Source organism: Sterolibacterium denitrificans (assembly GCF_900174485.1).
Classification (GTDB): Bacteria; Pseudomonadota; Gammaproteobacteria; order Burkholderiales; family Rhodocyclaceae; genus Sterolibacterium; species Sterolibacterium denitrificans.
Genome location: NZ_LT837803.1, coordinates 802,929 through 827,591, shown reverse-complemented (window position 1 = coordinate 827,591; position 24,663 = coordinate 802,929). Strand labels below are relative to the sequence as shown.

Below are 24,663 nucleotides of genomic sequence, written 5' to 3'. Positions count from 1 at the left end.
AACGACCACTCCTCACCCCTCACCCCTCACTCCTCACTATTCAATGACTTTGGGCACCAGATAGAGGCCGGCTTCGACCTCCGGGGCGATGGCTTGATAGGTTGCGCGGCGGTCGCTGGCGGTGACCACGTCCTCACGCAGCCGCTGGCTGCCATCCAGCGCATGGGCCATCGGCGCGACACCCTGGGTATCGGCGGCCTGAAGCTGTTCGATCAGACCGAGGATGGCATTCAGTTGAGCGCCGGTGGCGGCGACTTCAGCCGGCGCCAGTTCGATGCGGGCAAGGCGCGCGATACGCGCCACCTGTTCGGGATTCAAGGACATGCGGACACTTTCGGGCTTCTTTTCTGGCTCATTTCCGGCTCTTTTCCGACTCTTTTCTGGCTCATTCCAGACTTAATTTACCAAGCCCGATAGGGTATCATAAGCGCCTTTGGCTTCGCAGCCCCCTTCAGCTTCGGTGCCAACTGTGCCCTTCCCGGATGCGCGTACATGTGCCGCATGCAACATGTGCCTGGATATCGCCATCGCGCCGCCAGGGTCGCAGGCGCAGCGGGCATCCTGGTACGTCGGGGCCATCGAGCGCCAGCGAAACGCCAGCGCATCTGCAGCATACCCGGAATCTCTGAAATATCTGGATACCTACTTGATCGGAAGCCTTGATGCTCAATTTTCTACGTTCCTATTTTTCCAATGACCTTGCCATCGATCTGGGCACGGCCAACACGCTGATCTATGCGCGCAGCCAGGGGCTCGTCCTGAACGAACCCTCGGTGGTGGCGATCCGCACCGAAGGCGGGCCGAACGCCAAGAAATCCATCCAGGCCGTCGGCATGGCCGCCAAGCAGATGCTCGGCAAGACGCCCGGCAACATCACCGCCATCCGCCCGATGAAGGACGGGGTGATCGCCGACTTCACCGTCACCGAGCAGATGCTGAAGCAGTTCATCAAGAAAGTGCATGACTCGCGTCTGTTCTCGCCCAGCCCGCGCATCATCATCTGCGTGCCCTGCGGCTCGACCCAGGTCGAGCGCCGCGCGATCCGCGAATCGGCGCTCGGCGCCGGCGCCAGCCACGTCTATCTGATCGAGGAGCCGATGGCGGCGGCGATCGGCGCCGGCATGCCGGTGTCGGATGCGACCGGCTCGATGGTCGTCGACATCGGCGGCGGCACCACCGAAGTCGGCGTCATTTCGCTGGGCGGCATGGTCTATGCCGGCAGCGTGCGCGTCGGCGGCGACCGCTTCGACGACGCCATCATCAACTACATCCGCCGCAACTACGGCATGCTGATCGGCGAAACCACCGCCGAGCAGATCAAGAAGGAAATCGGCTCCGCCTTCCCCGGCTCCGAAGTCAGGGAAATGGAAGTCAAGGGCCGCAACCTCGCCGAGGGCATCCCGCGCAGCTTCACGATTTCCTCGAACGAAATTCTCGAAGCGCTGACCGATCCGCTGAACGCCATTGTCTCCGCCGTCAAGTCCGGCCTCGAACAGACCCCGCCGGAGCTGGGCGCAGACATTGCCGAAAAGGGCATGGTACTGACCGGTGGCGGCGCGCTGCTGCGCGACATCGACCGCCTGCTGATGGAAGAAACCGGCCTGCCGGTGATCGTTGCCGACGATCCGCTGACCTGCGTGGTACGCGGCTCCGGGCTGGCGCTGGAAAAAATGGATCACCTGGGCAGCATATTTGCCAACGAGTGAGGAGTAAGGCGTGAGGCGTCCCACAGGGATTCCCTTCGGTCACGAGGCATATCCGTGCCACAGCCGCCTTTCTCTCACCCATCACGCGCTTTTCTTCACGCCATCGCTCACGCAACGCCCGGGGAGCAGAACGATGGCGGCCGGCCGTGTCTGCGCGCCGGCTCCTCACCCCTCACGCCTCATCCCTCACTGAGCCAATGGCCGTCGCCGATCATTCGCCCCCTCCATTCTTCAAGCGCGGCCCGACACCGCTGGTACGGCTGGTGTTCTATGCCAGCCTTGCGCTGACCATACTGGTCGTCGATCTGCGCTTCCACGTGCTCGAATGGGTACGTCACGGCATCGAGGTGGCGACCTATCCCCTGCAATTGCTGGCCTATGCGCCCGTGCAAGGTCTCGAAGAGGGCGGCGGCTATCTGGCCGGCGTGGTCAAGCTGCAGCAGGAAAATCAGCAACTGCGCAAACAGCAACTGCAAACCGCCAACCTGCTGCTGCGCCAGGAACATCTCGAACAGGAAAACCAGCGTCTGCGCTCCCTGCTCGACATGCAGCAGCGCCAGCCGGTCGCCGGCCAGATTGCCGAGATACTCTACGCGGCCCGCGATCCGTTTTCACGCCGGGTCATCATCAACCGGGGCTCGCAGCACGACGTCGGCACCGGCCAGATCGTCGTCGACGAATTCGGCGTGGTCGGCCAGATCACCCGCGTGTACCCACTGCTCTCCGAGCTGACCCTGATCACCGACAAGGATCAGGCCGTGCCGGTACAGATCGTGCGCAACGGCTTGCGCGCAGTGCTCTTCGGCAGCGGCGACGGCAATCTCGAACTGCGCTTCCTCGATGTCAATGCCGACGTCCAGGAAGGCGATGCCGTGGTCACCTCGGGACTCGACGGCATCTATCTGCCCGGTCTGCCGGTCGCCACCGTCAAACAGGTCCGCCGCGAAGCCAGCTATGCCTTTGCCCGCATCCTCTGCGAACCGATTGCCGGCGTCGAGCGTCACGACATGGTGCTGATTCTCGGCCGGCGCGAAGCGCCGCCGCCGCCACCCACCGGCTGGGAAGACGGCAGCAAGGAACCACCCGTCGGCAAGCACCGGGAATGACATGACGCAACCCACCCATTTCTCGAATCGCATCCTGCGCCCGGTCAAACCATGGTTCATCGGCCTGACCCTGCTGCTGAGCATATTCGCCAACATGATTCCCGTCGGCAATCTGCCCGGCATTCCGGACTGGACGGCCCTGATCCTGACCTTCTGGTGCATCCGCGAACCACTCAAGGTCAGCATGGGCCTGGCCTTCCTGCTTGGTCTGACCATGGATGTCGCCAATGGCAGCATCATCGGCCAGCACGCCCTGGCCTATGTCCTGCTGGCCTACGCGGCGAACAGACTGTCACGGCGCATCCTCTGGTTTCCGCTGCTGCAGCAGGCGCTGCAGATCCTGCCTCTGCTGCTGTTGGCGCAGCTCTCCATGCTCGCGGCACGCCTGCTCGCCGGTGCCCACTTCCCCGGCCTGGAATATTTTCTCGGCAGCCTGGTCTCCGCCCTGCTCTGGTATCCCCTGACCTATCTGCTGCTGCTGCCGCAGTACCGGCCGGCGGAAAAGGATGAGAACCGGCCGATATGAGGACACGCCTCATCCCCTTCCGCGCCACCGAACGGATGCGGTCACGGGCGGAACCCTGGGCGGATGAATTCAATCGATATCTCTCTACCGACTAACCCCTGGCCCCGTGGAATTCAAGAACCCCAAGCAGGAAATCAAGCGCTACCGCATCCGGTTGCTGGTTGCGCTGGGCCTCGTGCTACTGACGTTCATGCTGCTGTTCGCGCGGTTTTTCTGGCTGCAGGTGATGCAACATGAGTACTACCGGACACGGGCGGAGAACAACCGCATCTCGTTGATACCGATCCAGCCGAATCGCGGGCTGATCGTCGATCGCAACGGGGTGATCATGGCGCGCAATTACTCGGCCTACACGCTGGAAATCATGCCTTCGCGGGTCGGCAATCTGGAGGAAACCATCGACCGCCTGACCGAAGTCATCGAAGTCCGCCCCAAGGATCGCGCGCACTTCAAGAAGCTGTTGCGCGAAAGCAAGAACTTCGAATCGCTGCCGATCCGCACGCGCCTGTCCGACGAGGAAGTCGCCCGTTTCATCGCCCGCCGCTTCCAGTTTCCCGGTGTGGACATCAAGGCCCGGCTGTTCCGCCAATACCCCAATAACGAATCCGGCGCCCATCTGGTCGGCTATATCGGACGCATCAGCACGCCCGATATCGAACGCATCGAAAACCAGACGCAGGAAGACAACTATCGCGGTACCGAGCACATCGGCAAGACGGGGCTGGAGCGCCATTATGAATTCGACCTGCACGGCCAGACCGGCTTCGAGCAGGTCGAAGTCGATGCCGGCGGCCATGCCGTGCGCGTGCTCTCGCGCACGCCGCCGGTGGTCGGCAACAACCTGACGCTGACGGTCGATGCCAAACTGCAGGCCATGGCGGAAAAGGCCTTCGGCAATCGACGCGGCGCCCTGGTGGCCATCGAACCGGCGACCGGCGGCATTCTCGCCCTGGTCTCGGTGCCGAGCTATGACCCCAATCTGTTCGTCGACGGCATCACCTCGGCCGACTGGCAGGAGCTCAACGAGTCACCCGACAGGCCGCTGGTCAACCGCGCCCTCAACGGCGCCTATCCGCCCGGCTCGACGTTCAAGCCTTTCATGGCGCTGGCCGCGCTCAGCCTGGGCAAGCGCACGGCATATCAAACCTTCGCCGATCCGGGCTTCTTCAACTTCGGCGGCCGTACCTTCATGGACGACAAGAAAGGCGGCCATGGCAGCGTGGACATGTACGCATCCATCGTCCAATCCTGCAATACCTATTACTACATGCTGGCCAATGACCTGGGCATCGACGGCATCGCCGGCTTCATGGCGCCCTTCGGCTTCGGCAGTCCGACAGGCATCGACATCGAAGGCGAATCGCGCGGCGTACTGCCCTCGCCCGCCTGGAAAAAGCAGCGCTTCAAGAAGCCCGAGCAGCAGCGCTGGTATGCCGGTGAAACCATCTCCGTCGGCATCGGCCAGGGCTACAACGCCTACACGCCGATCCAGCTGGCGCAGGCCACCGCCACCCTGGCCAACGACGGCGTGATGTTCCGCCCGCATCTGGTCCGGCACATCACCGACAGCCGCAGCGGCGAAATCACCCGCATCGAGCCGCATCCGCTGCGCACCATTCCGCTGCGGCGCGAACATCTCGACACCATCAAGCACGCCATGGTCGGCGTGAACCGGGAAGGCACGGCGGCGCGCGCCTTTGCCGGTGCCGAATACGTCTCCGCCGGCAAGACCGGTACGGCGCAGGTCTATAGCCTGCGGGGCGAAAAATACGTGGCCGGCAAGGTGCAGGAACGCCTGCGCGACCACGCGCTGTTCATCGCCTTCGCGCCAGTCGATCAACCGAAGATCGCCCTGGCGGTACTGGTGGAAAATGCCGGTTTCGGCGCCCAGTCCGCCGCACCGATCGCCCGCATGGTGATGGACTACTACCTGCTCGGCAAGGAGCCGCAAGGCATGGCTGCCGACATGGCAGGCGAGGCGGAGGAGGATTGATGGAACTGAATCTCAAGGCACACTGGCGGCGCTTGATCGAACCCATCGATCCGCCATTGATGCTGTTCACCCTGCTGCTGTTCGGCTATGCGCTGCTGATGGTGAGCAGTGCTTCCGCAGAACGCATCAACGCCCAGTTGATGAACATGCTGATCGCCCTGGTGGTGATCCGCATCGGCGCCGAATTCCCGCCGCAGAAGCTGATGCGCTTCGCCCTGCCGGTCTTCGTCCTCGGCGTGCTGCTGCTGCTTGCCGTGGCGCTGTTCGGCGACATCATCAAGGGCGCGCGGCGCTGGCTCAACCTCGGCTTCATGCGTTTCCAGCCGTCGGAAATCATGAAAATCGCCATGCCGCTGATGCTCGCCTGGTATTTCCAGAAACACGAATCCCAACTGCGCCTGCGCGACTACGCCGTCGCCTCGCTGATCCTGCTGATCCCGGTCGGCCTGATCGCGCGCCAGCCCGATCTGGGCACGGCCATTCTGGTATTTGCCGCCGGCTTCTTCGTCATCTTCTTCGCCGGCCTGCCCTGGCTGGTGATCGGCGGCCTCGCCACCGCCGCCGTCGCCGCCGCGCCGCTGGCCTGGACCTACGTGCTGCACGACTACCAGCGCCACCGCGTCATGACCCTGCTCAACCCCGAAGCCGATCCGCTCGGCAAAGGCTTCCACATCATCCAGTCGACCATCGCCATCGGCTCTGGCGGCATACTCGGCAAGGGCTGGGGAAAGGGTACCCAGACGCAGCTCGAATTCCTGCCCGAACGCCACACCGACTTCATCTTCGCCGTGCTTTCCGAGGAGTTCGGCCTGATCGGCAACTCGCTGCTGCTGATCCTCTACATCCTGCTGATCGGCCGCTGCATGATGATTGCGGCGAATGCGCCGACCTTGTTCTCGCGCCTGCTCGCCGGCAGCATCACCATGATTTTCTTCACCTACGCCTTCGTGAACATGGGCATGGTCAGCGGCATCCTGCCCGTCGTCGGCGTGCCGCTGCCCCTCGTCAGCTACGGCGGCACGGCACTCGTCACGCTGTCCTTCGGCATCGGCATCCTGATGAGCATCCACAAACATCGCATGCTGGTGCAGAAGTGAAACCACACCCCCCGCCTCCCTCTCAAGAGGGGGAGCCCACTTCCTCGCTACGCTCGCCTGTCACGGGGCGCGTCGTGGGGGCATCGGCGCGTGCCGTCCTGCCTTGGGGCGGCCCGGCGGCAGGACTGCTGTTTGCTCTGACCACCCTGACGCTGTCCGCCTGCTCCGGTACGCCTCACCGAGCAGGGGCCGAGCGTGCGCCTGCGCCCGCGGCGAAGCCGGCACCCGCCTCTCCCTCGCCGTCTCCCGCGCCTTCGGCCAAGCGGGGCGGAGGTTATTACCTCGACGACGGGCCGGGCGACAACCCGCCCAGCGATGAAGCGCTCGCCGCGATTCCCGACGCGGTTCCCCGCGCCGAGCCGCTGCACCGCTTCGCCAACCGGCCGTATGTCGTGTTCAACCGCGAATACCGGCCGATGACCGCCATCACCCCCTACAAGGCGCAGGGCATCGGCAGTTGGTACGGGCGCAAGTTTCACGGCCAGCGCACTTCGAGCGGCGAAATCTACGACATGTTCGGCATGACGGCCGCCCACACCACCCTGCCGATTCCCAGCTATGCGCGCGTCACCAATCCGGCCAACGGCCGCGCTATCGTCGTGCGCGTGAATGATCGCGGCCCCTTCCATGCCGATCGCCTCATCGACCTCTCATACGCCGCCGCCTGGAAACTCGGCTACATCGGTAGCGGCAGCACGCAACTGGAAGTCGAAAACATCCTGCCCGGCGCCGGACTGCTGGCCAGCGCATCCAGCACTCCGGCAGACCCGCTGGCCGAAATGATTCGACGCACGGAGCAAAACACCACGCTACCCCGCGCACCAACTGCCAGCCTGCTGCCGGAAATCAAGGAATCGCGCGGCATCTTCCTGCAGCTCGGCGCCTTCAGCAATGCCGACAACGCCGAGAACCTGAAGGCCCATCTCGCTCGCGAACTGACTGGACTACCCGGCCAGGCGAATCAATCTGATCAATCCGATCAATCCAACCAAACCGGCAATGGCGATCTGAGCAGCAAACTCGTCGTCCAGGCCCGCGCCGGCATCTACCGCCTGCAACTCGGCCCCTGGCCGGACCGCGCCGCAGCCCAGCGCATCGCCGAACTGCTGCGCGCGACCTTCGACATCAAACCGCTGCTGGTACAGCAATGATCCGGCCGGCGCCGGCGAAAGTCGGCGAAGTGTTCCTGTTCCGTTCCGTCCCGTCCAGAAAACGCCAGGGCATTCGGTACACGCTGACACTGCCTTTATAATCGGCGGTTTCGCAACAGGTACAGGTACTCGCCATGTTCCGTCCTTCCGCCCTGCTACCGCTGATCTCCGCATTGTCATTGCTGCTGGCGCTGTCCGGCGGCGCATGGGCGCAATTGGCGGCGCCATCCATCGATATCGCGGCGAAATCCTGGTACCTGCATGACGCCGGCTCCGGGCAGGAGTTGGCCAGTTCCAATCCCGACGAACGCATCGAGCCGGCCTCGCTGACCAAGCTGATGACGGCCTATCTGGCCTTTGCCGCCGTCAAGCAAGGCAAGCTCAAGCTGGATCAGACCCTGCCGGTATCGGAACATGCCTGGCGTGCCGAGGGATCGCGGATGTTCATCGAGCCCAAGACCCCGGTTACGGTGGATGAGTTGCTGCATGGCATGATCATCCAGTCCGGCAACGACGCCAGCATCGCGCTGGCCGAGGCGATCGGCGGCAGCGAGGAAGGCTTCGCCAGAATGATGAACCGCGAAGCGCAGCGCCTGGGCCTGAAGAACTCCAGCTTCCGCAATGCCACCGGCCTGCCCGATCCGCAGCATTACTCGACGGCGCGCGACATGGCGGCCCTGGCCAACGCGCTGATCCGCGACTTTCCCGAGTATTACCCGCTGTATTCGACCAAGCAATACCGCTACAACAACATCACCCAGCCGAACCGCAACCGTCTGCTGTGGAGCGACCCGCATGTCGACGGCATGAAGACCGGCCACACCAAGGCGGCCGGCTATTGCCTGGTCGCCTCGGCAAAACGTGGCGAGCGGCGGCTCATTTCCGTGGTGCTGGGCACGGCTTCGGAAAACGCCCGCGCCAACGAATCGCAGCGCCTGCTGAACTTCGGCTTCCAGGCGTTCGACAGCGTCAAGCTCTACACGGGCAACCAGGCGATTTCGCAGTTGCCGGTCTACAAGGGCGCCCAGCGCAAAGTCAAGGCCGGCTTCGGCCACGACTTCATGATTTCCGTCCCCGCGGGACAAAGCCGGCAGCTCAAGGTAGAGCTGGTCAGCCTGCAGCCCTTGCTGGCGCCGGTCACGGCCGGCCAGCAGGTGGCGCGGCTGAAGCTGACGCTGGGCGAGAAGCCCTACGGCGAGTTTCCCGTCATCGCCCTCGAAGCCGTCCCCACGGGCGGCATCTTCAGCCGCGCCTGGGACACCCTGCGGCTGTGGTTTGAATGATTCCCGCCTGCCTGCCGGCCGCACGCACGCCGACTCGACGATGACCTCGATCCCGACGATCTACCTGAACGGCGAGTTCATGCCGCTGGCCGAGGCCCGCGTGCCGGTGATGGATCGCGGCTTTCTGTTCGGCGATGGCGTGTATGAAGTCATTCCCGTCTACTCGCGCCGACCGTTCCGTCTGGACGAACACCTGGGCCGCCTGCAGCGCAGTCTCGACGGCATCCGCCTGGCCAATCCGCTGCGCGGCGATGCGTGGACGGCCCTGATCGCGCAGATCATCGCGGCCAACGAAGGCGAGGATCAGCAGATCTATCTGCAGGTGACGCGCGGCGCCGACGGCAAGCGCAATCACGCCTTCCCCAAGGAGATACAGCCGACGGTCTTCGTGATGAGCGAACCGCTACTGCCGCCGCCGGCCGCGCAGCGCGCGCAGGGGATTGCGGCCATCAGCGCGGCCGACAACCGCTGGCACCGCTGCGACATCAAGGCCACTTCGCTGCTCGCCAACTGTCTTTTGCGCCAGCGCGCCATCGACGCCGGCTGCGCCGAAACCCTGCTGCTGCGCGACGGTTTTCTGACCGAAGGCGCGGCTTCCAACATCTTTGTCGTGAAGAACGACGTGATTCTCGCGCCGCCGAAAAATCACCTGATGCTGCCCGGCGTCACCTACGACGTGATCCTCGAACTGGCCGCCCGGCACGGCCTGCCGCACCAGGCGCGCGATGTGCTCGAAGAGGAAGTGCGCACGGCCGACGAACTCTGGCTGACCTCCTCGACCAAGGAAGTCCTGCCCATCGTTCGCCTCGACGACAAACCCGTCGGCGGCGGCCGACCCGGCCCGCTGTACGCGCAAATGCTGGCCTGGTACCAGGACTACAAGCGCGCCGTGATGCGCAGCCATGTCGATGCATGAGGACATCGCATCATGAGCCAAGGCGAAACCCTGCTCGAATTTCCCTGCGACTTCCCGCTGAAAATCATGGGTGCGCGCTGCGACGACTACGCCCAGGCGGTGCTCGAAGTCGTCCTGCGCCACTTTCCCGACTACGACGCCGCCGGCATGGAAATGCGCCCGTCGGCCAAGGGCAACTATCTCAGCCTGACCTGCACCGTGCGCGCCACCTCGAAGATCCAGCTCGACGACCTCTATCGGGAACTCACCGCGCATCCGCTGGTGAAGGTGGTGCTTTGAACAAACTGGAAATCCGGCATCTGGAACGGGTCGAATTTGAGCCCACTTGGCGTGCCATGCAGGATTTCACGGCCCGCCGCACGGCCGAAACGCCCGATGAAATCTGGCTCTGCGAACATCCGCCGGTGTTCACCCTCGGCCAGGCCGGCAAACCCGAACACCTGCTGCGCGACATCGGCGTGCCGCTGGTCAAGATCGACCGGGGCGGGCAGATCACCTACCACGGCCCCGGCCAACTGGTCGTCTATCTGCTGCTCGACCTGCAGCGGCGCGGCCTCAAGGTGCGCGAACTGGTGAAACGCATCGAGCAGGCGCTGATCGACCTGCTGGAAGAATACGGCATCGCGGCCGAACGCCTGGCCGGCGCGCCGGGCGTTTATGTCGCCGGCGCCAAGATCGCCGCGCTGGGCCTGCGCATCCGCAACGCGCGCAGTTATCACGGCCTGTGCCTCAACATCGACATGGATCTCGCGCCCTACGCCGCCATCAATCCCTGCGGTTACGCCGGCATGGCGGTGACGCAGATGCGCGATCTGTGCGACGAAACCAACGTGCAGCGCGTTGCCGCGCGCCTGCTCCAGCATCTGCAGGCACAACTGCCATGACTCGCGAAAAACAGAAGGGCGCGGAAAAAACCGCGCGCATCCCGATCAAGATCGTTCCCGTCGAACCGCTCCGGAAACCGTCGTGGATCCGCGTCAAGGCCGGCACCGATGCCTCGCGCTACAACGAAGTGAAAGGCGTCCTGCGCGAACGCCAGTTGCACACCGTCTGCGAGGAGGCCGCCTGCCCCAACATCGGCGAATGCTTCGGCAAGGGGACGGCGACCTTCATGATCCTCGGCGATCTATGCACGCGGCGCTGTCCGTTCTGCGACGTCGGCCACGGCAAGCCGCTGCCGCCCGATCCGCAGGAGCCACAAAAACTTGCCGAATCCATCGCCGCGCTCAGGCTGAAGTACGTCGTCATCACCAGCGTCGACCGCGACGATCTGCGCGACGGCGGCGCCCAGCACTTTGCCGACTGCATCGCGCAGATCCGCGCGCAGTCGCCGCACACCCGCATCGAAATCCTGGTGCCGGATTTCCGTGGCCGCATGGAGATCGCCATCGACATCCTCAGCGCCACGCCGCCCGACGTCTTCAACCACAACCTCGAAACCGTGTCGCGCCTCTACAAGCAGGCCCGCCCCGGCGCCGACTATGCGCATTCGCTGCTGCTGCTGAAGCAATTCAAGGCACGCAATCCCGGCATCCCCGCCAAATCCGGCCTGATGGTCGGCCTGGGTGAAACCGACGAGGAAATCCTCCAGGTCATGCGCGACCTGCGCGCCCATGATGTCGACATGCTGACCATCGGCCAGTACCTCGCGCCTTCGACCCACCACCTGCCGGTGCTACGCTACGTGCATCCCGATATCTTCGCCATGTACGCCCGCGAAGCGCAGGCCATGGGCTTCACCCACGCCGCCAGCGGCCCCCTGGTGCGCTCGAGCTACCATGCCGATCTGCAGGCGCAGGGGGCGGGAATCGAAGGGTTGAAGGGTGAGGGTGAAAGGTAACCCCGGGCGCTGAATGTCCCGCGCCGCCGGCAAACCGCCTCAATCCATGAATGGATTGTGCTGGGGCGCCTGCGCTGCCGCTGCCGGGGAAGAAACCGGCAATTCCGGTTCCGCTTGCGCTGCCGTCGGCGTTCCCTGCACGCCTGCGGCATCCACTCGGGACTGGGGGGCTGCGGAACTGGGAGAGTGAGGCTGCGCCGCTATCGGCGCGGGCTTCGGCTTGCGTACCGGCGGAGGCGCTTCACGGTGAAAAAACACACCGGCAAGAAAAGCAAAGAAAATTGCGTTGGCCGGAATGTGCAGGTTGAAATCGATCAGCCCATGCAACCCCATCAGCAACAGGCTGATGCCTGCCGCCACCTGGACGAAGCGCAGGTGCGACCAGGCTTCGCTGCTCCACACCTGGCGCCAGCGCAGGAGGTAGAGCGCCAAAAACACCGCAATCAGCGCACCGGCCACCAGGCCGCCTTCAAACAGCCATTCCAGATAATCGTTGTGCGCGTGATTGACGAACATCGGAATGTCTTCGGTCTGAAAGCGGCGATACACTCCGGGGAAGGTACCGATGCCGCTGCCCAGCGGAAAGAATTCACCGATGCCGGCCAGCGTGCCGGCATAGATCGACCAGCGCGAATCCTCTGCCACGCTCTGATCGGTGAAGCGCTCCAGCACGGGAACCAAGCCGATTTCCAGCGCCAGCATCATGCCAACGACCGTGATCAACGAAATCAGCCCGGTCGACCGGCCGCCGCCGATACGCCGGGCAAACATCAGGGTACTGAGAAAAATCGCCAGCATGCCCAGCGCCACGCCGGTACGCGAACGCGTGAACACCAGGCCGAGCAGGATGGCGATGCTGGCCGCGCCCAGCAAGGCCGCGTGATTGAACCTGAATTCATGGGAAAACAGCATCGCCAGACGCTGGCGCAACTGCGGACGGTGATGATGACGCACCTTGGGACTGCCGGACGACCCGCCGCCTTGAAGACTCGCCGCCAGCAGCGCCAGGGCCAATGGCAAGGCCATCTCCAGCAGACCGGCCAGATGATCGCGATTGGCATAGGTACCAATCGCGCTGTTGCCATGCAGCCCGCCCTGCGCGCCCAATATGGTGGCAGACCCCGTACCGAACTGCGCCAGTCCGATGACGGCCTCGAACACCGCGATACCGATGAAAAGCTGCACCAACATCTTTAGCCGGGCGTCGGGCAGGCCCGCCGTCACCACGAACACCACCACCGGCACCAGCAGCGCCAGCCAGGAAAACTCCGTCATCTGCGGAATCAGCGAGAGTGGCCGCATGCCCAGCTCGATATCGGCCGAGGCCAGCGCGCCGGCATAAAAATCACGGCCCGGCAGCGCCGTCCATACGGCTTCGGGCAACGGCAGCAGATGCAGCAGCGGCATGAGCAGCAAGGCCGCCAGTGCCGCCAGCATGGTGCGGGAAAGATGGCGGAGAAAATCCGGCCGAGGCTGGCTGAGCACCTGCACCAGCAAGGCCAGCGCCAGCAACTCGAGAATCAGCAGGGGAATGGGCCGGTTGCCCGCCTGGATCAGGGGGGCAAAAACCAGCACCACCGCCAAAAGCGGCGCACCATGAAAAGCAAACCCCGCTTCTTGCGAAGCGGGGCGGGGAATAGTCATCACGCGTGGACGGCCTTCAGCCTGACAACGACAGCAATCAATCAACTTGTGGGTAAAAAACCACCATGACCACCCCGACAATTACATCGGGCTGACGGGCGTGTCATTGCTGTTATGGGAAGTATAGGCACCCGCCGCACCGGCAGCGACACCAAAGCCCACCAAACCCCAAATACCATTGGTGACAGGCAGATCGGTCGCAAAGGTCTCGCCGGAAAGAACCTCGCGATCGGTCGTCGCGCCGGCACCCGCCGGGCTGCCATCGTTCATCGTGCCGCCGATGGCCTGGGCGTACTGCACCGGCTGCTTGGCCGAGGCGACCTTGAACGGCTCCTTGCCGCAGGCGGTGAACTTGTCGAAAGCCAGCAGGCTGTTTTCCGGCATCTGGGTCACGCAGCCATCCTGATAAACCACGGAAGCCGTCGCGCCATTGAGGGAAATCACCCGGTCACCCTCGCCCAGCGAAGTACCGGACTTGGCCGATACATAACCGTTGCCCTTATTGACCAGCACCTTGCCATTCACATCCGACAAGGTGGCGATCTGAGCCTGACCGGCTGCCTGCGCACCAACCATACCTGCAGCAAAGATGCCGGCAACGATGGAAGTAGTGATGAGGGTCTTTTTCATTGGGCCATTCCTTTTTTGTTTATGTCGTGTAACCACACTGCAAATACTGACACCTCCGGCAAGAGGCACGTGGGGCGATTCTACTGCCACCCGGTTTCAAGTCAACCCAAACTTCGGAAATTCTCCGACAACCGCCGTGAATCACGTCACGATGAACCATCGAGGCATTGAATCGCAATTTGTTGCACAGCGCATAGCGACGCAAGCCACCGGCAAGGCGCCATCCTTGGTGCCGGAACAAGCCAGTGAAAAAATTTCTCGGCCACCGTCAACTGGATAAAAAATCCAGCGTTATCAACACTGGCACCCCGGCACTTTCTGCTTCACAGACGTGGTTGCCGATGCACCATCACCCATCTCCCATCATTGATCACTCTCCGAAAGGCATGAAAATGAAACTGCTGACCACCCTGCTTGCGACCGCTTTCGCCGCCACTGCCGCCACGGCTGCATTTGCCGCCGACACCCCGAAAGCCACCGCCCCCGCAGCCACCGCCACTGCACCGGCCGCCGCTCCTGCTGCTGAAGCGGCCGCGCCGGCTGCCGCAGCCCCCAAGGCCAAAAAGCACCACAGCAAGAAAAAGGCCGAAAAGAAGGCTGAAACGGCAGGTGAGCCTGCTGCCACGCCCCAGTAATTCCGCTTCGAGCCTGCTCGAAATCAGGGAGGCCGCAGCCTCCCTTTTTCACGCCCTGACCCAGCCTGTCCGCCTCTTGCCCCGTCATGCCGGGGATTCGGGGGTAGCGAAGGCAATGACCGCAACGATCAATCCAGTTTTTGCCGTTCGATCACCAGATCATCGAACCAGATCCCGCCGCGGGCTTCGAGATCCAGCGCCGCGCGCCCGACGAGTTCGAGGCGCAGGGTCTGCGCTGCGCAGTTCTCCTCGGGCACCTCGAACTGCGTGGAAAAATAGCGCCACTGATCACTGCCAAGAAAGCGTTCGCTGGTTCCCAGTGCCTGTGCCTGCGCATCACCCTGGCACGAAATTGCCCACTGCAAACCCTGGCTGGTTTCCAGGCTTTCCGGCCGCACCCGGCCGCGCAAGGTATAGCGCCCGGCGGGCAGCAGCAGATGTTGGTACAAATGACGATATTTCAGCTTCGAACCCTGAAAGCTCACATGCAGCGCGCGGCTGCCGGTGCTGCCGAAAGTCGCCGCCGTCTCCACCTGCACCTGCGGCACTTTATTGGCGATCCAGTCGAAGCCCAGATTGCTCAGCGGATACTCAAAACCGCCGTTGAACAGATTGCCCACCGAATTGACCTGATCCCCCGGCAGATTATTTAGCCAGACGAAGTACGCATCGGTCCACAGCCCCTCGCGCTGCAGACGACCGACGAAGGTACGCAACGCCGCCTCGGTAATCGTGTTCGGCCCTTTCTGCTGCAGTGCGAACAACGCATGCACCGTCTCGACCTGCTTGGCCTGGTCGGCGGCAAAAGCAAAAAACGCCGGCCACCACGCCAACTGTTTCTTCAGCAGCGGCGCGAATGCCGGCTGCGTCGCCGGATTTTCCGCCAACTGCAGCAGGCCCGGAAACAAGGTCTTGCGCACCTCGCCATTGAAGGCCAGCGCGATATCCCAGTGCTGCAGCGCGCGCGCCACATCGCCGCGGCGCATCCAGAAGGACGCCACTTCCATCTGCACATCGGTCCGCCGTGGCGACATCAGCGCCGCCGACTCCATTGCCGCCTGCGCCGCCGGGAGATTTCCCGCCGCTTCCTGCAAACGGCCCAGCACCACATAACTGCGGCCACTGGCCGGATTCGCCCGCAGCGCCTCGCGCATCTGTTCCAGCGTCGTTTCCGTTGCCGCCCCGGCCTTGGCGCTTGCCATCCCCTGCAGAAACAGGGCGCGCGGATGCTGCGACTGCCACTGCAGGGCCGCCGCTTCACGCCCCGGCTCCCGGGCAAAATATTCCGCCACATTGACCGCCAGCACCCGCCAGGCCAGCAAGCCGACCACGGCAAACATCAGCACCCCGGCCAGCCACACCGGCAAACGCCGTTCCTCATGCATCATGCTCGATCACTCGACAATCACCCGGTTCCAAAACAAACGGCAAGTGCCCATGACAAATGGCGACACAGCCACGAAAGCGATGGATTTTATCCAAACCCGCAACACCACGGCGGAGGAGCACAGCCTCGCCGCGCCTGTCCAGTTCAATGCGTCGAATGCGTCAATACGCATTCCCATCCCTGAAGCCGCGCACGATGGTCAGGGCGATGATTTTCAGGTCCAGCCACAGCGACCAGTTTTCGATGTAGTACAGGTCATGCTCGATCCGTTTTTCCATCTTCTCCAGCGTATCCGTTTCGCCGCGAAAACCGTTGATCTGCGCCCAGCCGGTGATGCCCGGCTTCATCAGATGGCGCAGCATGTAGCGATCCACCAGTTCCTTGTACTGCTCGTTGTGCGCCAACGCATGCGGCCGCGGACCAACGATGGACATTTCCCCGCACAGCACATTGAAGAACTGCGGCAATTCATCCAGGCTGGTGCGGCGCAGAAAAGCACCGAACGGCGTCACCCGCGCATCGTTTTTCGTCGCCTGCGTCACCTGTCCCGGCGCATCCTCGTGCAACTTCATGCTGCGGAACTTCAGCACCGTGATCTCTTCGCCGCCCAGGCCCAGCCGCTGCTGGCGGAACAGCACCGGCCCAGGCGAACTCAGCTTCACGCCGAGGGCAATCAGCAGCAGCAACGGACTGATCAACAACAGGATCAGCGCCGACAGCAGCCGATCCTCGATGGTCTTGAGCAAGCCATTCACGCCATCCATCGGCGTACTCGCCAGATTCACCACGGGGAAACCCGCCACCTCGCCGAGCGACTGATTCAGCAGGCGCAAACCGGAAATATCCGGCACATAGCGCAGCGGCACCGGCGAATGGCGCAACTCATGCAACACCACGCGGATCGTTTCCTCCTCCTTCAGCGGCAGCACGATCCACACCTGATCGACGGGCTCCCGCCGCACATAATCCGCCAGCGTCGTCAGCCCATCGAAACGCGCCACCGACCGGGACAGCGCCCCGCCATCTGCTTTCTCCTCATCCGCACGACAGCTCGCCGCATCCGCCGTGCAAAACAGCGCCGCCACCTTCAAACCCGTCCAGGGAGCCGCCTCGAGGCCACGCGCCACCTCCACCCCCAGCCGGTTGCTGTGCACGATGACAATCCGCCGCAGGTTATAGCCGCGCCGCCGCAAAGCCTGCAGCAACCAGCGCAACGCACCGCGCTCCAGTATGAAAGTCAGCCATCCCAGCACCGACCAGATCAAAAACCAGCCGCGCGAAAAATCGCCGCCGCGCTTGGTCAAAAACATGATCAACGTCAGCGTCGTCAACACCGCACACCAGGCCAGCGACACCGCCCACAGCTCCTTGTGCAGCGGACTGCCGCGACGGGCACGGTAAACATCGAACAGCGGAAACACCACCAGCACCAGCAACATCCCGCGCACCAGACCCAGATCATAGCCATCGAGCTCCATCGGATCCGCATGCAGATAAATGAGCAGCGCCAGCCAGCCCGTCACCCCGGCCAGCAACGCATCACCGATGCGCAGCAGCACATCCAGTACCGACGCATGCTCCTTGAGCACCCCGCGAAACCCCATATCAACTTTCTTGTTTCTGCAGGAAGCCGGCCCTCTGGCCGATGGGATGGCTGAAGCGCATTTGCAATGGCTTTCCCAGCATCACCCCGCCACCGCAAAACCGCGCCGGCGCAACCACCACAGCGTCCACAACCCCAGACTCACGCCCAGCAAATCCGCCGCCCAATCCGTCACACTCGCTGAACGCCCCGGCAACGCCAACTGATGCCACTCATCCATCGCGCCCACCCCTGCCGCCGCCAGCGCCACGACCGCCAGCGGCCAGGAAAAACCTTGTCCCAACAACAAGGTCAGCACGAAAAAACACCCCACATGCGCCAGCTTGTCCCAAGGCGCGGGCACCAACCCCACCGCCTCCGGCTGCGCACCGCCGACAAACAACGCAACGACGATGCCGACCACCAACAGCCGGAATAGCCATACAAACATAACGAACATCCTGAAAATTGCCGACAATGCTTAAGCGGCGAATGTTAACACGCCAGACAAAGCCATAGCCGTCACCCTGCGCAAAGTCGCAGAGTACAAGCGGCGTTTCAGCCGCCTGCAACCCGCCATTCAAACCCTCGTCATCGCGAGGAGCGCAGTCGACGCGGCAATCAGCGCCCACGCAGTTGCCTGATTTTCTCCTTGAGCAACAGCCAGGCGAATTTGCTGTTGGTGACCAAGTAGCGCTTCCACATCCGGCCTGGCTCCTGAATCACGCGGTACAGCCACTCCAGCCCCCAGCGCTGCATCCAGAGCGGCGCGCGCTTGACCTTGCCGGCGACCACATCAAAGGTACCGCCGACACCCATCACAAAAGTCACGCCCAACTGATCACGCCAACGGTTGATGAAGTTTTCCTTTTTCGGTGAGGTCATGGCGACGAACAGCAACTGCGCACCGGAGGCGCGAATGCGTTCCACCATGGCCTGCTCGTCATTCCAGAAATAGCCATGGTGATAACCGGCAAGCTGCAGGCCAGAGTAACGCTGTTGCACACGACGAGCAGTTTCAGCAACAACCTCATCCCTGGCTCCGAGCAAAAACACCGAATAGCCGCGGCGTGCGCTCATGGCCAGCAAGGCATGGAACAAATCCACGCCAGTCACCCGCTCCGGCACATCATGGCCCAACAGGCGGGCGCCCAATACGACCCCCATGCCGTCGATATTGATGATGTCACACTCGCGCACCGAGGCATCCAGTTCCAGGTCCTTGCGCATGTTCACCAGCTTGGCAACATTGACCACCACATGCTGGGTAAAGCGGCCCCCGGCCAGTGCTGAATCAATCAGATCGACGGTTTCGTCCATACTGGCCACGTCCATGGGGCAGCCAAGGACATCAATCCTTTGCATCAGCCTCTCCTGAGCCAAAGAAGTACTCTTGGTACCAAAGCGCAAGCATCATCAAGGCAAAAATCTGCCGGCTACGATCCGGCTTACAAACAAGATGTTGTCGCCAAATACGTTCGACGCCCTCTCTATGCAACAGACCATTTAAGCCATCCAGCAGAAGCGGCTCCAGCCATCCTCGCCATTCATTACGCGACCAAGCACCGAAAGGTACTTGAAAGCCTTTTTTGGGGCGGTGAACAATATCTGCCGGCAGGTAGCGCTCAGCCATGGCCTTATGGACAATCTTTCCCTTGCCCCAACGCAGACGGTACTCAATAGGCAAGGATTCAACGAATTGCACCAGTTCGATATCCAGCATTGGCACTCGCATTTCCAAAGAGGAAGCCATGGAAATCTTGTCTGCATACAACAACAGATCATCGGCCAGATTCATGCGCGTATCCATGCGCATCATACGTTCAGCGCCGCTCAGTGCGAGGGTAGGAGACAGCCACTGCAACCATTGCTGCAACTGCCCGCTAGCCCCGCCATCGCCGGGCAACCCCGTTAGCGACTCCCGCTCTGCGGCAGTAAACAAACAGGCGGCCTCAATCATCTGCTCGGCGGGTTGTGCCTCCGAGAGCGATCGAAGCCCTCTTTCCAGCGCCTCCGGCTTGCCTTTCCATGGCGAAAGCATCGCCCCGGCAACTCGCCATAGCGCAGGCATGCCCATAATGTTGCGCAGTAGTTCAACCTGATAACGGTAATAGCCACCCCAAGGCTCATCGGTACCCTGGCCAGTCAGCACCACAGTTACATCTTCCCGTGCACGCTTGACCAGTTCCCACATGGGCATCACGGACGTTGTTCCCAAAGGCTCCTCGATACTGCGAACAATCGACGGTAAAACCGACTTCAACTGTTCCGGCGAAATAAGCACTTTGTTGAGCGGGAACCCCAGAACGCTTGCGGTATAGATGGCATTCTCAATCTCGCACTCCCAGTGCCCACCACCAAATCCGACCGTAAAGCAGGGAACCTCCACGCCGGCATCCTTGGCCATTGCAGCAACCAGTGCCGAGTCGATACCCCCTGAAAGCAGGATGCCAACCGGCACATCGGACAGCAGTTGTCGTTCGACCGCCTGAGCGAGCTTGCCTTGGTAGGCTGCTATTGCATCTTCCAGAGTGCCACTGAAACGCTCATTGGTTGCCGGGGCAAAGCAACGCTGACTACTAGCAGCCGTAGCCAAGTTAACACTGAGCACATGCCCCGGCGCCAACCGCTGTACACCTTGCCAAAGAGTCAGAGGAGATGGTGTGTACCTGAGCGTCAGAAATTGCTGCAAGGCCGAGTGATCCAGACCAAGGGCCGGTAAGCCACCTGCTTGCAGGGCTGCCTTGATTGCCCGCACTTCCGAAGCAAATACCAACTTCTGATCACTGTTGAAAAAATACAGCGGCTTGATACCAAAGGGATCACGGGCCAGATGCAGCTTGCCCGTCAAGGTGTCCAGGGCGGCAAAGGCAAACATGCCGTTCAATCGTGGAAGAACTGACTCCACCCCTTGAACGGCAATCAGCTCGACCAGGGTTTCTGTATCCGAGTGGCCGCGAAACGGGCCAGTCAACTCCTTGCGCAGTTCCCGGTGGTTGTAAATTTCCCCATTAAAGACCATCCACCAGCGGCCGTCCCGGCTTTGCATGGGCTGATGGCCCGCAGGGGAAAGATCAAGGATCGACAAGCGCGCGTGCGCCAGCCATACAGTTCGGCCAGCACAGCGTATCGCCTCAAAACCCTGCCCATCAGGCCCGCGGTGCCGTAACAATAACAATGCCGCCTCGTCGATTGGGAGATCAACGGCCCCCAGTACGCCACACATCAATTCGCTCCTGTATGAAGCTGTTTCAGGCGATGCTTGTGATAAAGATATGGAGCGATACCCCAACGAAGAAAATTCTTGCCCCAGCGACGACCAAGAATATCTATTCGACAGTACCAATGCCCATTCTTGAAGAACCTATCCTCCACCCTCTGAATAAATTGCTGAGCTTCATCATAAAGTGAGAAATCGACCAAAAGCCCCAGGTACTCCGCTTGATCATATAGATCCCAACGAAATGGATCATGATGGGAACGCTGACTGAAGCGCCGGCACAAACCATATTGAGAGTCATATAAATAGTCGTGAATATAGGACCATCCCTTGTCAACTGTAGGCTGAATACTCTCAGCCAATCCGGGTAATAGCTTTTTTACTTTTATGAGGTTCTTAATTACAAAACAGGAGTGAAAACAATCAATAAAATTCCCACCCTCATTATCAGCGTAATAGAACCAGCTCCCATCTACTTGCTGTTGGGCTATCAACCAAGCAACCAAACGCCCAGCGCGCGCACTTGCAATATTTTTGTTCTTATCATTTCCATGCTCAGCGTGCAAGGCATAGGCAAATGCAGCGTAACTATTCGCATTATTTACCTTTCTTGGCTCATGGATAGGAGCGTAGGAAAGCGCCAGTTCCGAATGAGTTGAATACATCACCTCCAAACTCTCAAGAAACCTCCAAGTCTGCTCAAAGAGCTGTTCCGACTCAGCTTGGTACTCAGGCTGGCCTGCTATTGAAATCAGGGCTTCCATTACGTAAGGCGTATTGGTTATGTATGGAGTATTGGCTGAATAGACCCCATTCTTTGAAAACCAGGAAAATGGCAAGCCCCAAGCACTACCACAAACTCTGGACACCCTGAATACCTGTAGTGCTTCACTTGGTGAAAGATCACCAAGCTGATATCGCATGGCCTCAACATGGGCAAATGTATGCGGCTGTACTCTCAGACCTTTTCGCAAAAGGTTGGGAACCAGAACCTCCAAAAGTCCTATCAATGGGATCAGCAACGCCGATCCTTTTTGTCCACGCGTCCATTTGCTCTTTAATTCACCTAAGGCAGGCACTGACCAGATGTCATAGGGATCATAAAACTTCATTTAGCGTCCTTACGATAACGTATAACCTTAGCTGGAACACCTACCGCAACACTCCAATCAGGCAGATCCCTGGTGACGACTGAACCTGCACCAACAATCACTCCCGATCCAATAGTAATCCCCGGCATTACAATGACATTTTGTCCGAGCCAGACATCATCTCCGATTACTGTAAGCTGACGCAGGGATGCGCCCTGCTGCGTCATCGGTATGTCAATCCGGGAAAAATTATGCTGCCTATCAAGCAGTACCACTCCTGGTGCGATCATTACATCATTGCCAATGCGAGCAGATTTAATTGAAGTATTCTGATTGATCTGACAGTGATTGCCTATGGAGAGGTCTGGCCTAAAACCGACATCGATACCTGGCTCAAGTTCACACTCCTGGCCAACCCGACATCCCATTCCAATCAGAAAATAACGCCTTAAGGTGCTGAACAAGACACCTCCCGGCCAAAAACTGTGGGGAAGATGCATAGCCACCAAGCGGTAGGCCAACAAGCAGAAAAGACGGACGGTTCGCTTCATTGAGACAGAGACTCCAGAAGTCGCTTTACATTTTGCGCAACACGGGACACAGCGAATTTGTCCAGCACCCAGAGCCTGGCTGCTTCACCCAATATTTTTCGACAGTTGGCAGACTCCATACGCTTGATGGATTCGGCCAGAGCCGCAGGCGTGTACTCCGCAGCCAAATAACCACAACGGTTATCGGCTACAACATCAGCAATCGGTCCCCAGTCATACGCTATAACTGGCAATCCATTGGCCATCGCTTCCAGATAACCCATGCCGAAAGAATCATAGCGGCTAGGCAAACAGAAAATATCGGCCTGATCGAATAACGCCTGCTTTTCCACACCCGACACCCACCCATAAAAGTGCACGCGTTGTTGCAAACCCAATGCCTTGACCCGATTCTCCAAGTCCGCCTGCTGCGCTCCGGTACCTGCGATTACAAGGCTATAGTTTTCAGGCAACAACGCCATGGCCTCAATCAGATCATCGACGCCTTTGCCTCGCACCAGCCGAGTTACGGTCAAAATGCTTATGAGCCCCGAACTCTCGTGGCAAGCCCGCGGCCGCGTTGCCCGCTCCTCCCAGGCAGCAGGCAGGGGATTGGGAATAACGTATACAGGCTTGGCAATCCCGGCTCCCTGCAGACATGACTGCCACCAAAGCGTCAAGACCGCAACCGCGCCTGCCGGCGCCAGCAACGCTGCGAATATGCGCCGGCCGAAGCCGGAAGCCAGGTAATTATCTACCTCTAGTCCGTGCAGTTGCATGATTACCTGCCCGCCTGACAGTCTCGCCAGACAGGCCAGCACGAATTTGCGCAGCATGGACAGCGCCCCACCGCCGACGTGGCAGATGACGATGGAACGGCGCGCCGCTTTTTGGGCCGATAGCAGTTGCCTCAGCAATACCGGTATGGCCTGGAGCCAAGGTAACCACTTGCCGAGAAAGTCGGTGGAAGAATGTGTCGCAATAAATACGGGCTCGATACCGAGCACCCGATAAGCCGCCAGATGCCCTGGGATAGCAAAAGCAATACCACCAGCCTTTTGTGTGGGGTCAGTACCGAGGACGATCAGAACAATATGTTTAACAGGCGTCATCTAAAACTATAGTCTAGTTATCTTGATGGTTTCTCATCGGTTTTTTCTCGTGAGAACAGAAGCATACAAATTACTGCCGAAAGAAAATAAGGAACAGATAATATTGAAAAAGAGAAAAAGGTATCAGCCAGTAATGCAATAGAAATAATCATCCAAGGTGTAGTTCTTTTGCTCTGGCCATAACGAAACAAAAAAAGCAGGTAAATTATACCGCCTAGCAAACCTAACTCTACAAACAGGTGAGGATAAAATGTATCCGTTGTGGTTAGATTGATTGTGTTGTGCCAGTCAAAGTTGTACTTTGAATACAAAGGGGAGCCGTATTTAGTTGACGCTGGGCCACCAAACATCCCCAATCCCTCACCGGTAAAGTTTGGTTGTGCCAACGATTCAAGCATTACCCGATATGATTCAGCTCTGGCTGAGTTCCGCTCTGTAATATAAAATGCAATCTTGCTATCTACGACTGCAAGAAAGGTTTCAGCCAGATCCTTCTGAGAGTGAGCAAATACAGTAATAGATAATAAAAGAATAGCCCCCCATATTGGTATCGTTTTATTCTTGGCATTAAATACCACAAGTGCCATATATGCAAAAGCTAGCTTAAATGAGGCCGAGAGTAATGAAAAAACCATGAATACAGCGCTTAACAGATTCTTGTTCTTCTCCTCATATAGACCCGTGTACCTAACAATCATCAAAGCACAGAAATTCATAAAACCAAAAAGAGAGAAGAAGCCTACCCAGCCTTCTGCCCTAATAATATATCCAGCTTCAAATCTAATAGGTATCAGGACAGGCAAACCATTAAAATAGGCAAAGTATGCATAGGCCTGATAAAGATCATTAGAAAGCACTATCCAAATGAAGGCCTTTGCCAAAATGTCAATAGACTTTCTATTGGCGTATAGCGTCAGCAGTATCAGCATGGGTAACAAGTACCTCAACAGTTCTTCTGCAGCTGCAGCAGCTACCGCACCTCTAAAATAATTAACAAAAAGAAATAAAAGAATTAGTGGAACCAAGAATAGCCACCTATCAAAGTAGCGGCCCAGGAATATGGTGAAAATAATTGCTACTGTTGCTAGTAGTTTCAGCTGAAAAGCAATATCATCCCCAATTGATAAAAAGGACTCACTTATAAAAAATAAAAGCATCGAAATACATAAAACCAGGCTACTAATCTGTTTTTTTCTAATAATCATCTAGCTATT

General features: G+C 59.9%; 24 protein-coding genes. 12 read left to right on the top strand and 12 right to left on the bottom strand.

From position 1 onward, the window contains the following. Positions 1-36: 36 nt before the first annotated feature. Positions 37-324, bottom strand: a complete 288-nt coding sequence (gatC, locus tag SDENCHOL_RS03730; RefSeq protein WP_067171048.1) for an Asp-tRNA(Asn)/Glu-tRNA(Gln) amidotransferase subunit GatC — start codon at positions 322-324, stop codon at positions 37-39. A gap of 338 nt (positions 325-662) precedes the next feature. Between gatC and SDENCHOL_RS03725 the strand changes: the two genes are divergently transcribed. The 11 genes from SDENCHOL_RS03725 (at position 663) to lipA (ending at position 11,618) form a co-directional block, all read left to right on the top strand. Next, positions 663-1,706 (top strand): rod shape-determining protein, encoded by a 1,044-nt coding sequence (locus SDENCHOL_RS03725; protein ID WP_067171050.1) that lies wholly within the window; start codon positions 663-665, stop codon positions 1,704-1,706. A 197-nt stretch (positions 1,707-1,903) separates the two neighbouring features. Further along, the gene (gene mreC / locus SDENCHOL_RS03720; RefSeq protein WP_067171054.1) at positions 1,904-2,812 is read left to right on the top strand and encodes a rod shape-determining protein MreC; all 909 of its coding nucleotides are present in this window, start codon (positions 1,904-1,906) and stop codon (positions 2,810-2,812) included. A 1-nt stretch (position 2,813) separates the two neighbouring features. Continuing rightward, the gene (gene mreD, locus SDENCHOL_RS03715; protein WP_067171057.1) at positions 2,814-3,338 is read left to right on the top strand and encodes a rod shape-determining protein MreD; all 525 of its coding nucleotides are present in this window, start codon (positions 2,814-2,816) and stop codon (positions 3,336-3,338) included. A gap of 106 nt (positions 3,339-3,444) precedes the next feature. Then, positions 3,445-5,331 carry a penicillin-binding protein 2 gene (gene mrdA, locus SDENCHOL_RS03710; protein WP_067171060.1) on the top strand — a complete coding sequence of 629 codons (1,887 nt, stop codon included), beginning with the start codon at positions 3,445-3,447 and terminating at the stop codon, positions 5,329-5,331. Beyond that, entirely contained in the window at positions 5,331-6,428 is a 1,098-nt protein-coding gene (rodA, locus tag SDENCHOL_RS03705; protein ID WP_067171064.1) for a rod shape-determining protein RodA, read from the top strand. Before mrdA ends, rodA begins: the two co-directional genes overlap by 1 nt. Positions 6,429-6,502: 74 nt before the next feature. Next, positions 6,503-7,579, top strand: coding sequence for a septal ring lytic transglycosylase RlpA family protein (locus tag SDENCHOL_RS03700; RefSeq protein WP_269458625.1), 1,077 nt, complete (start codon positions 6,503-6,505; stop codon positions 7,577-7,579). Positions 7,580-7,713: 134 nt separating this feature from the next. Continuing rightward, entirely contained in the window at positions 7,714-8,862 is a 1,149-nt protein-coding gene (locus SDENCHOL_RS03695) for a D-alanyl-D-alanine carboxypeptidase family protein (RefSeq protein ID WP_154716102.1), read from the top strand. Positions 8,863-8,902: 40 nt separating this feature from the next. After that, positions 8,903-9,778, top strand: coding sequence for a D-amino acid aminotransferase (locus tag SDENCHOL_RS03690; protein WP_197706935.1), 876 nt, complete (start codon positions 8,903-8,905; stop codon positions 9,776-9,778). A gap of 12 nt (positions 9,779-9,790) precedes the next feature. After that, a complete protein-coding gene (locus tag SDENCHOL_RS14395) occupies positions 9,791-10,057 on the top strand; it encodes a YbeD family protein (protein ID WP_067171074.1) in 267 nt (88 codons plus the stop codon). After that, complete coding sequence (gene lipB, locus SDENCHOL_RS03685) at positions 10,054-10,662, top strand: lipoyl(octanoyl) transferase LipB (protein WP_231912904.1); 609 nt, start codon at positions 10,054-10,056, stop codon at positions 10,660-10,662. Before SDENCHOL_RS14395 ends, lipB begins: the two co-directional genes overlap by 4 nt. After that, positions 10,659-11,618 carry a lipoyl synthase gene (lipA, locus tag SDENCHOL_RS03680; protein WP_067171077.1) on the top strand — a complete coding sequence of 320 codons (960 nt, stop codon included), beginning with the start codon at positions 10,659-10,661 and terminating at the stop codon, positions 11,616-11,618. The genes lipB and lipA overlap by 4 nt, the downstream gene beginning before the upstream one ends. Positions 11,619-11,657: 39 nt before the next feature. Here lipA and SDENCHOL_RS03675 read toward each other — a convergent pair whose 3' ends face one another. Continuing rightward, a complete protein-coding gene (locus tag SDENCHOL_RS03675) occupies positions 11,658-13,262 on the bottom strand; it encodes an O-antigen ligase family protein (protein ID WP_083522901.1) in 1,605 nt (534 codons plus the stop codon). Positions 13,263-13,343: 81 nt separating this feature from the next. Next, positions 13,344-13,892: a hypothetical protein gene (locus SDENCHOL_RS03670; protein ID WP_067171084.1), complete on the bottom strand. Its 549-nt coding sequence runs from the start codon at positions 13,890-13,892 to the stop codon at positions 13,344-13,346. A 245-nt stretch (positions 13,893-14,137) separates the two neighbouring features. Between SDENCHOL_RS03670 and SDENCHOL_RS14295 the strand changes: the two genes are divergently transcribed. Beyond that, positions 14,138-14,527 carry a hypothetical protein gene (locus SDENCHOL_RS14295; protein ID WP_197706836.1) on the top strand — a complete coding sequence of 130 codons (390 nt, stop codon included), beginning with the start codon at positions 14,138-14,140 and terminating at the stop codon, positions 14,525-14,527. 128 nt (positions 14,528-14,655) lie between these two features. Here the strand turns inward: SDENCHOL_RS14295 and SDENCHOL_RS03660 are convergent, their stop codons facing one another. The 9 genes from SDENCHOL_RS03660 to SDENCHOL_RS03620 form a co-directional block, all read right to left on the bottom strand. Beyond that, complete coding sequence (locus tag SDENCHOL_RS03660) at positions 14,656-15,915, bottom strand: hypothetical protein (RefSeq protein ID WP_067171090.1); 1,260 nt, start codon at positions 15,913-15,915, stop codon at positions 14,656-14,658. Positions 15,916-16,075: 160 nt separating this feature from the next. Next, positions 16,076-17,518: an undecaprenyl-phosphate glucose phosphotransferase gene (locus SDENCHOL_RS03655; RefSeq protein ID WP_067171093.1), complete on the bottom strand. Its 1,443-nt coding sequence runs from the start codon at positions 17,516-17,518 to the stop codon at positions 16,076-16,078. A gap of 81 nt (positions 17,519-17,599) precedes the next feature. Then, on the bottom strand, positions 17,600-17,947 hold the full coding sequence (locus tag SDENCHOL_RS03650) for a VanZ family protein (RefSeq protein WP_197706835.1): 348 nt from the start codon (positions 17,945-17,947) through the stop codon (positions 17,600-17,602). Between the two features lie 170 nt (positions 17,948-18,117). Beyond that, positions 18,118-18,861, bottom strand: a complete 744-nt coding sequence (locus SDENCHOL_RS03645) for a WecB/TagA/CpsF family glycosyltransferase (RefSeq protein WP_067171095.1) — start codon at positions 18,859-18,861, stop codon at positions 18,118-18,120. Beyond that, a complete protein-coding gene (asnB, locus tag SDENCHOL_RS03640; protein ID WP_067171098.1) occupies positions 18,848-20,722 on the bottom strand; it encodes an asparagine synthase (glutamine-hydrolyzing) in 1,875 nt (624 codons plus the stop codon). Before asnB ends, SDENCHOL_RS03645 begins: the two co-directional genes overlap by 14 nt. Continuing rightward, a complete protein-coding gene (locus tag SDENCHOL_RS03635) occupies positions 20,722-21,828 on the bottom strand; it encodes a hypothetical protein (RefSeq protein ID WP_153011296.1) in 1,107 nt (368 codons plus the stop codon). The genes asnB and SDENCHOL_RS03635 overlap by 1 nt, the downstream gene beginning before the upstream one ends. Next, positions 21,825-22,358: an acyltransferase gene (locus SDENCHOL_RS03630; RefSeq protein WP_197706834.1), complete on the bottom strand. Its 534-nt coding sequence runs from the start codon at positions 22,356-22,358 to the stop codon at positions 21,825-21,827. Before SDENCHOL_RS03630 ends, SDENCHOL_RS03635 begins: the two co-directional genes overlap by 4 nt. Then, positions 22,355-23,449, bottom strand: a complete 1,095-nt coding sequence (locus SDENCHOL_RS03625; RefSeq protein ID WP_067171102.1) for a glycosyltransferase family 4 protein — start codon at positions 23,447-23,449, stop codon at positions 22,355-22,357. Before SDENCHOL_RS03625 ends, SDENCHOL_RS03630 begins: the two co-directional genes overlap by 4 nt. A gap of 17 nt (positions 23,450-23,466) precedes the next feature. Continuing rightward, on the bottom strand, positions 23,467-24,654 hold the full coding sequence (locus SDENCHOL_RS03620; RefSeq protein ID WP_153011297.1) for a hypothetical protein: 1,188 nt from the start codon (positions 24,652-24,654) through the stop codon (positions 23,467-23,469). Positions 24,655-24,663 lie beyond the last annotated feature (9 nt).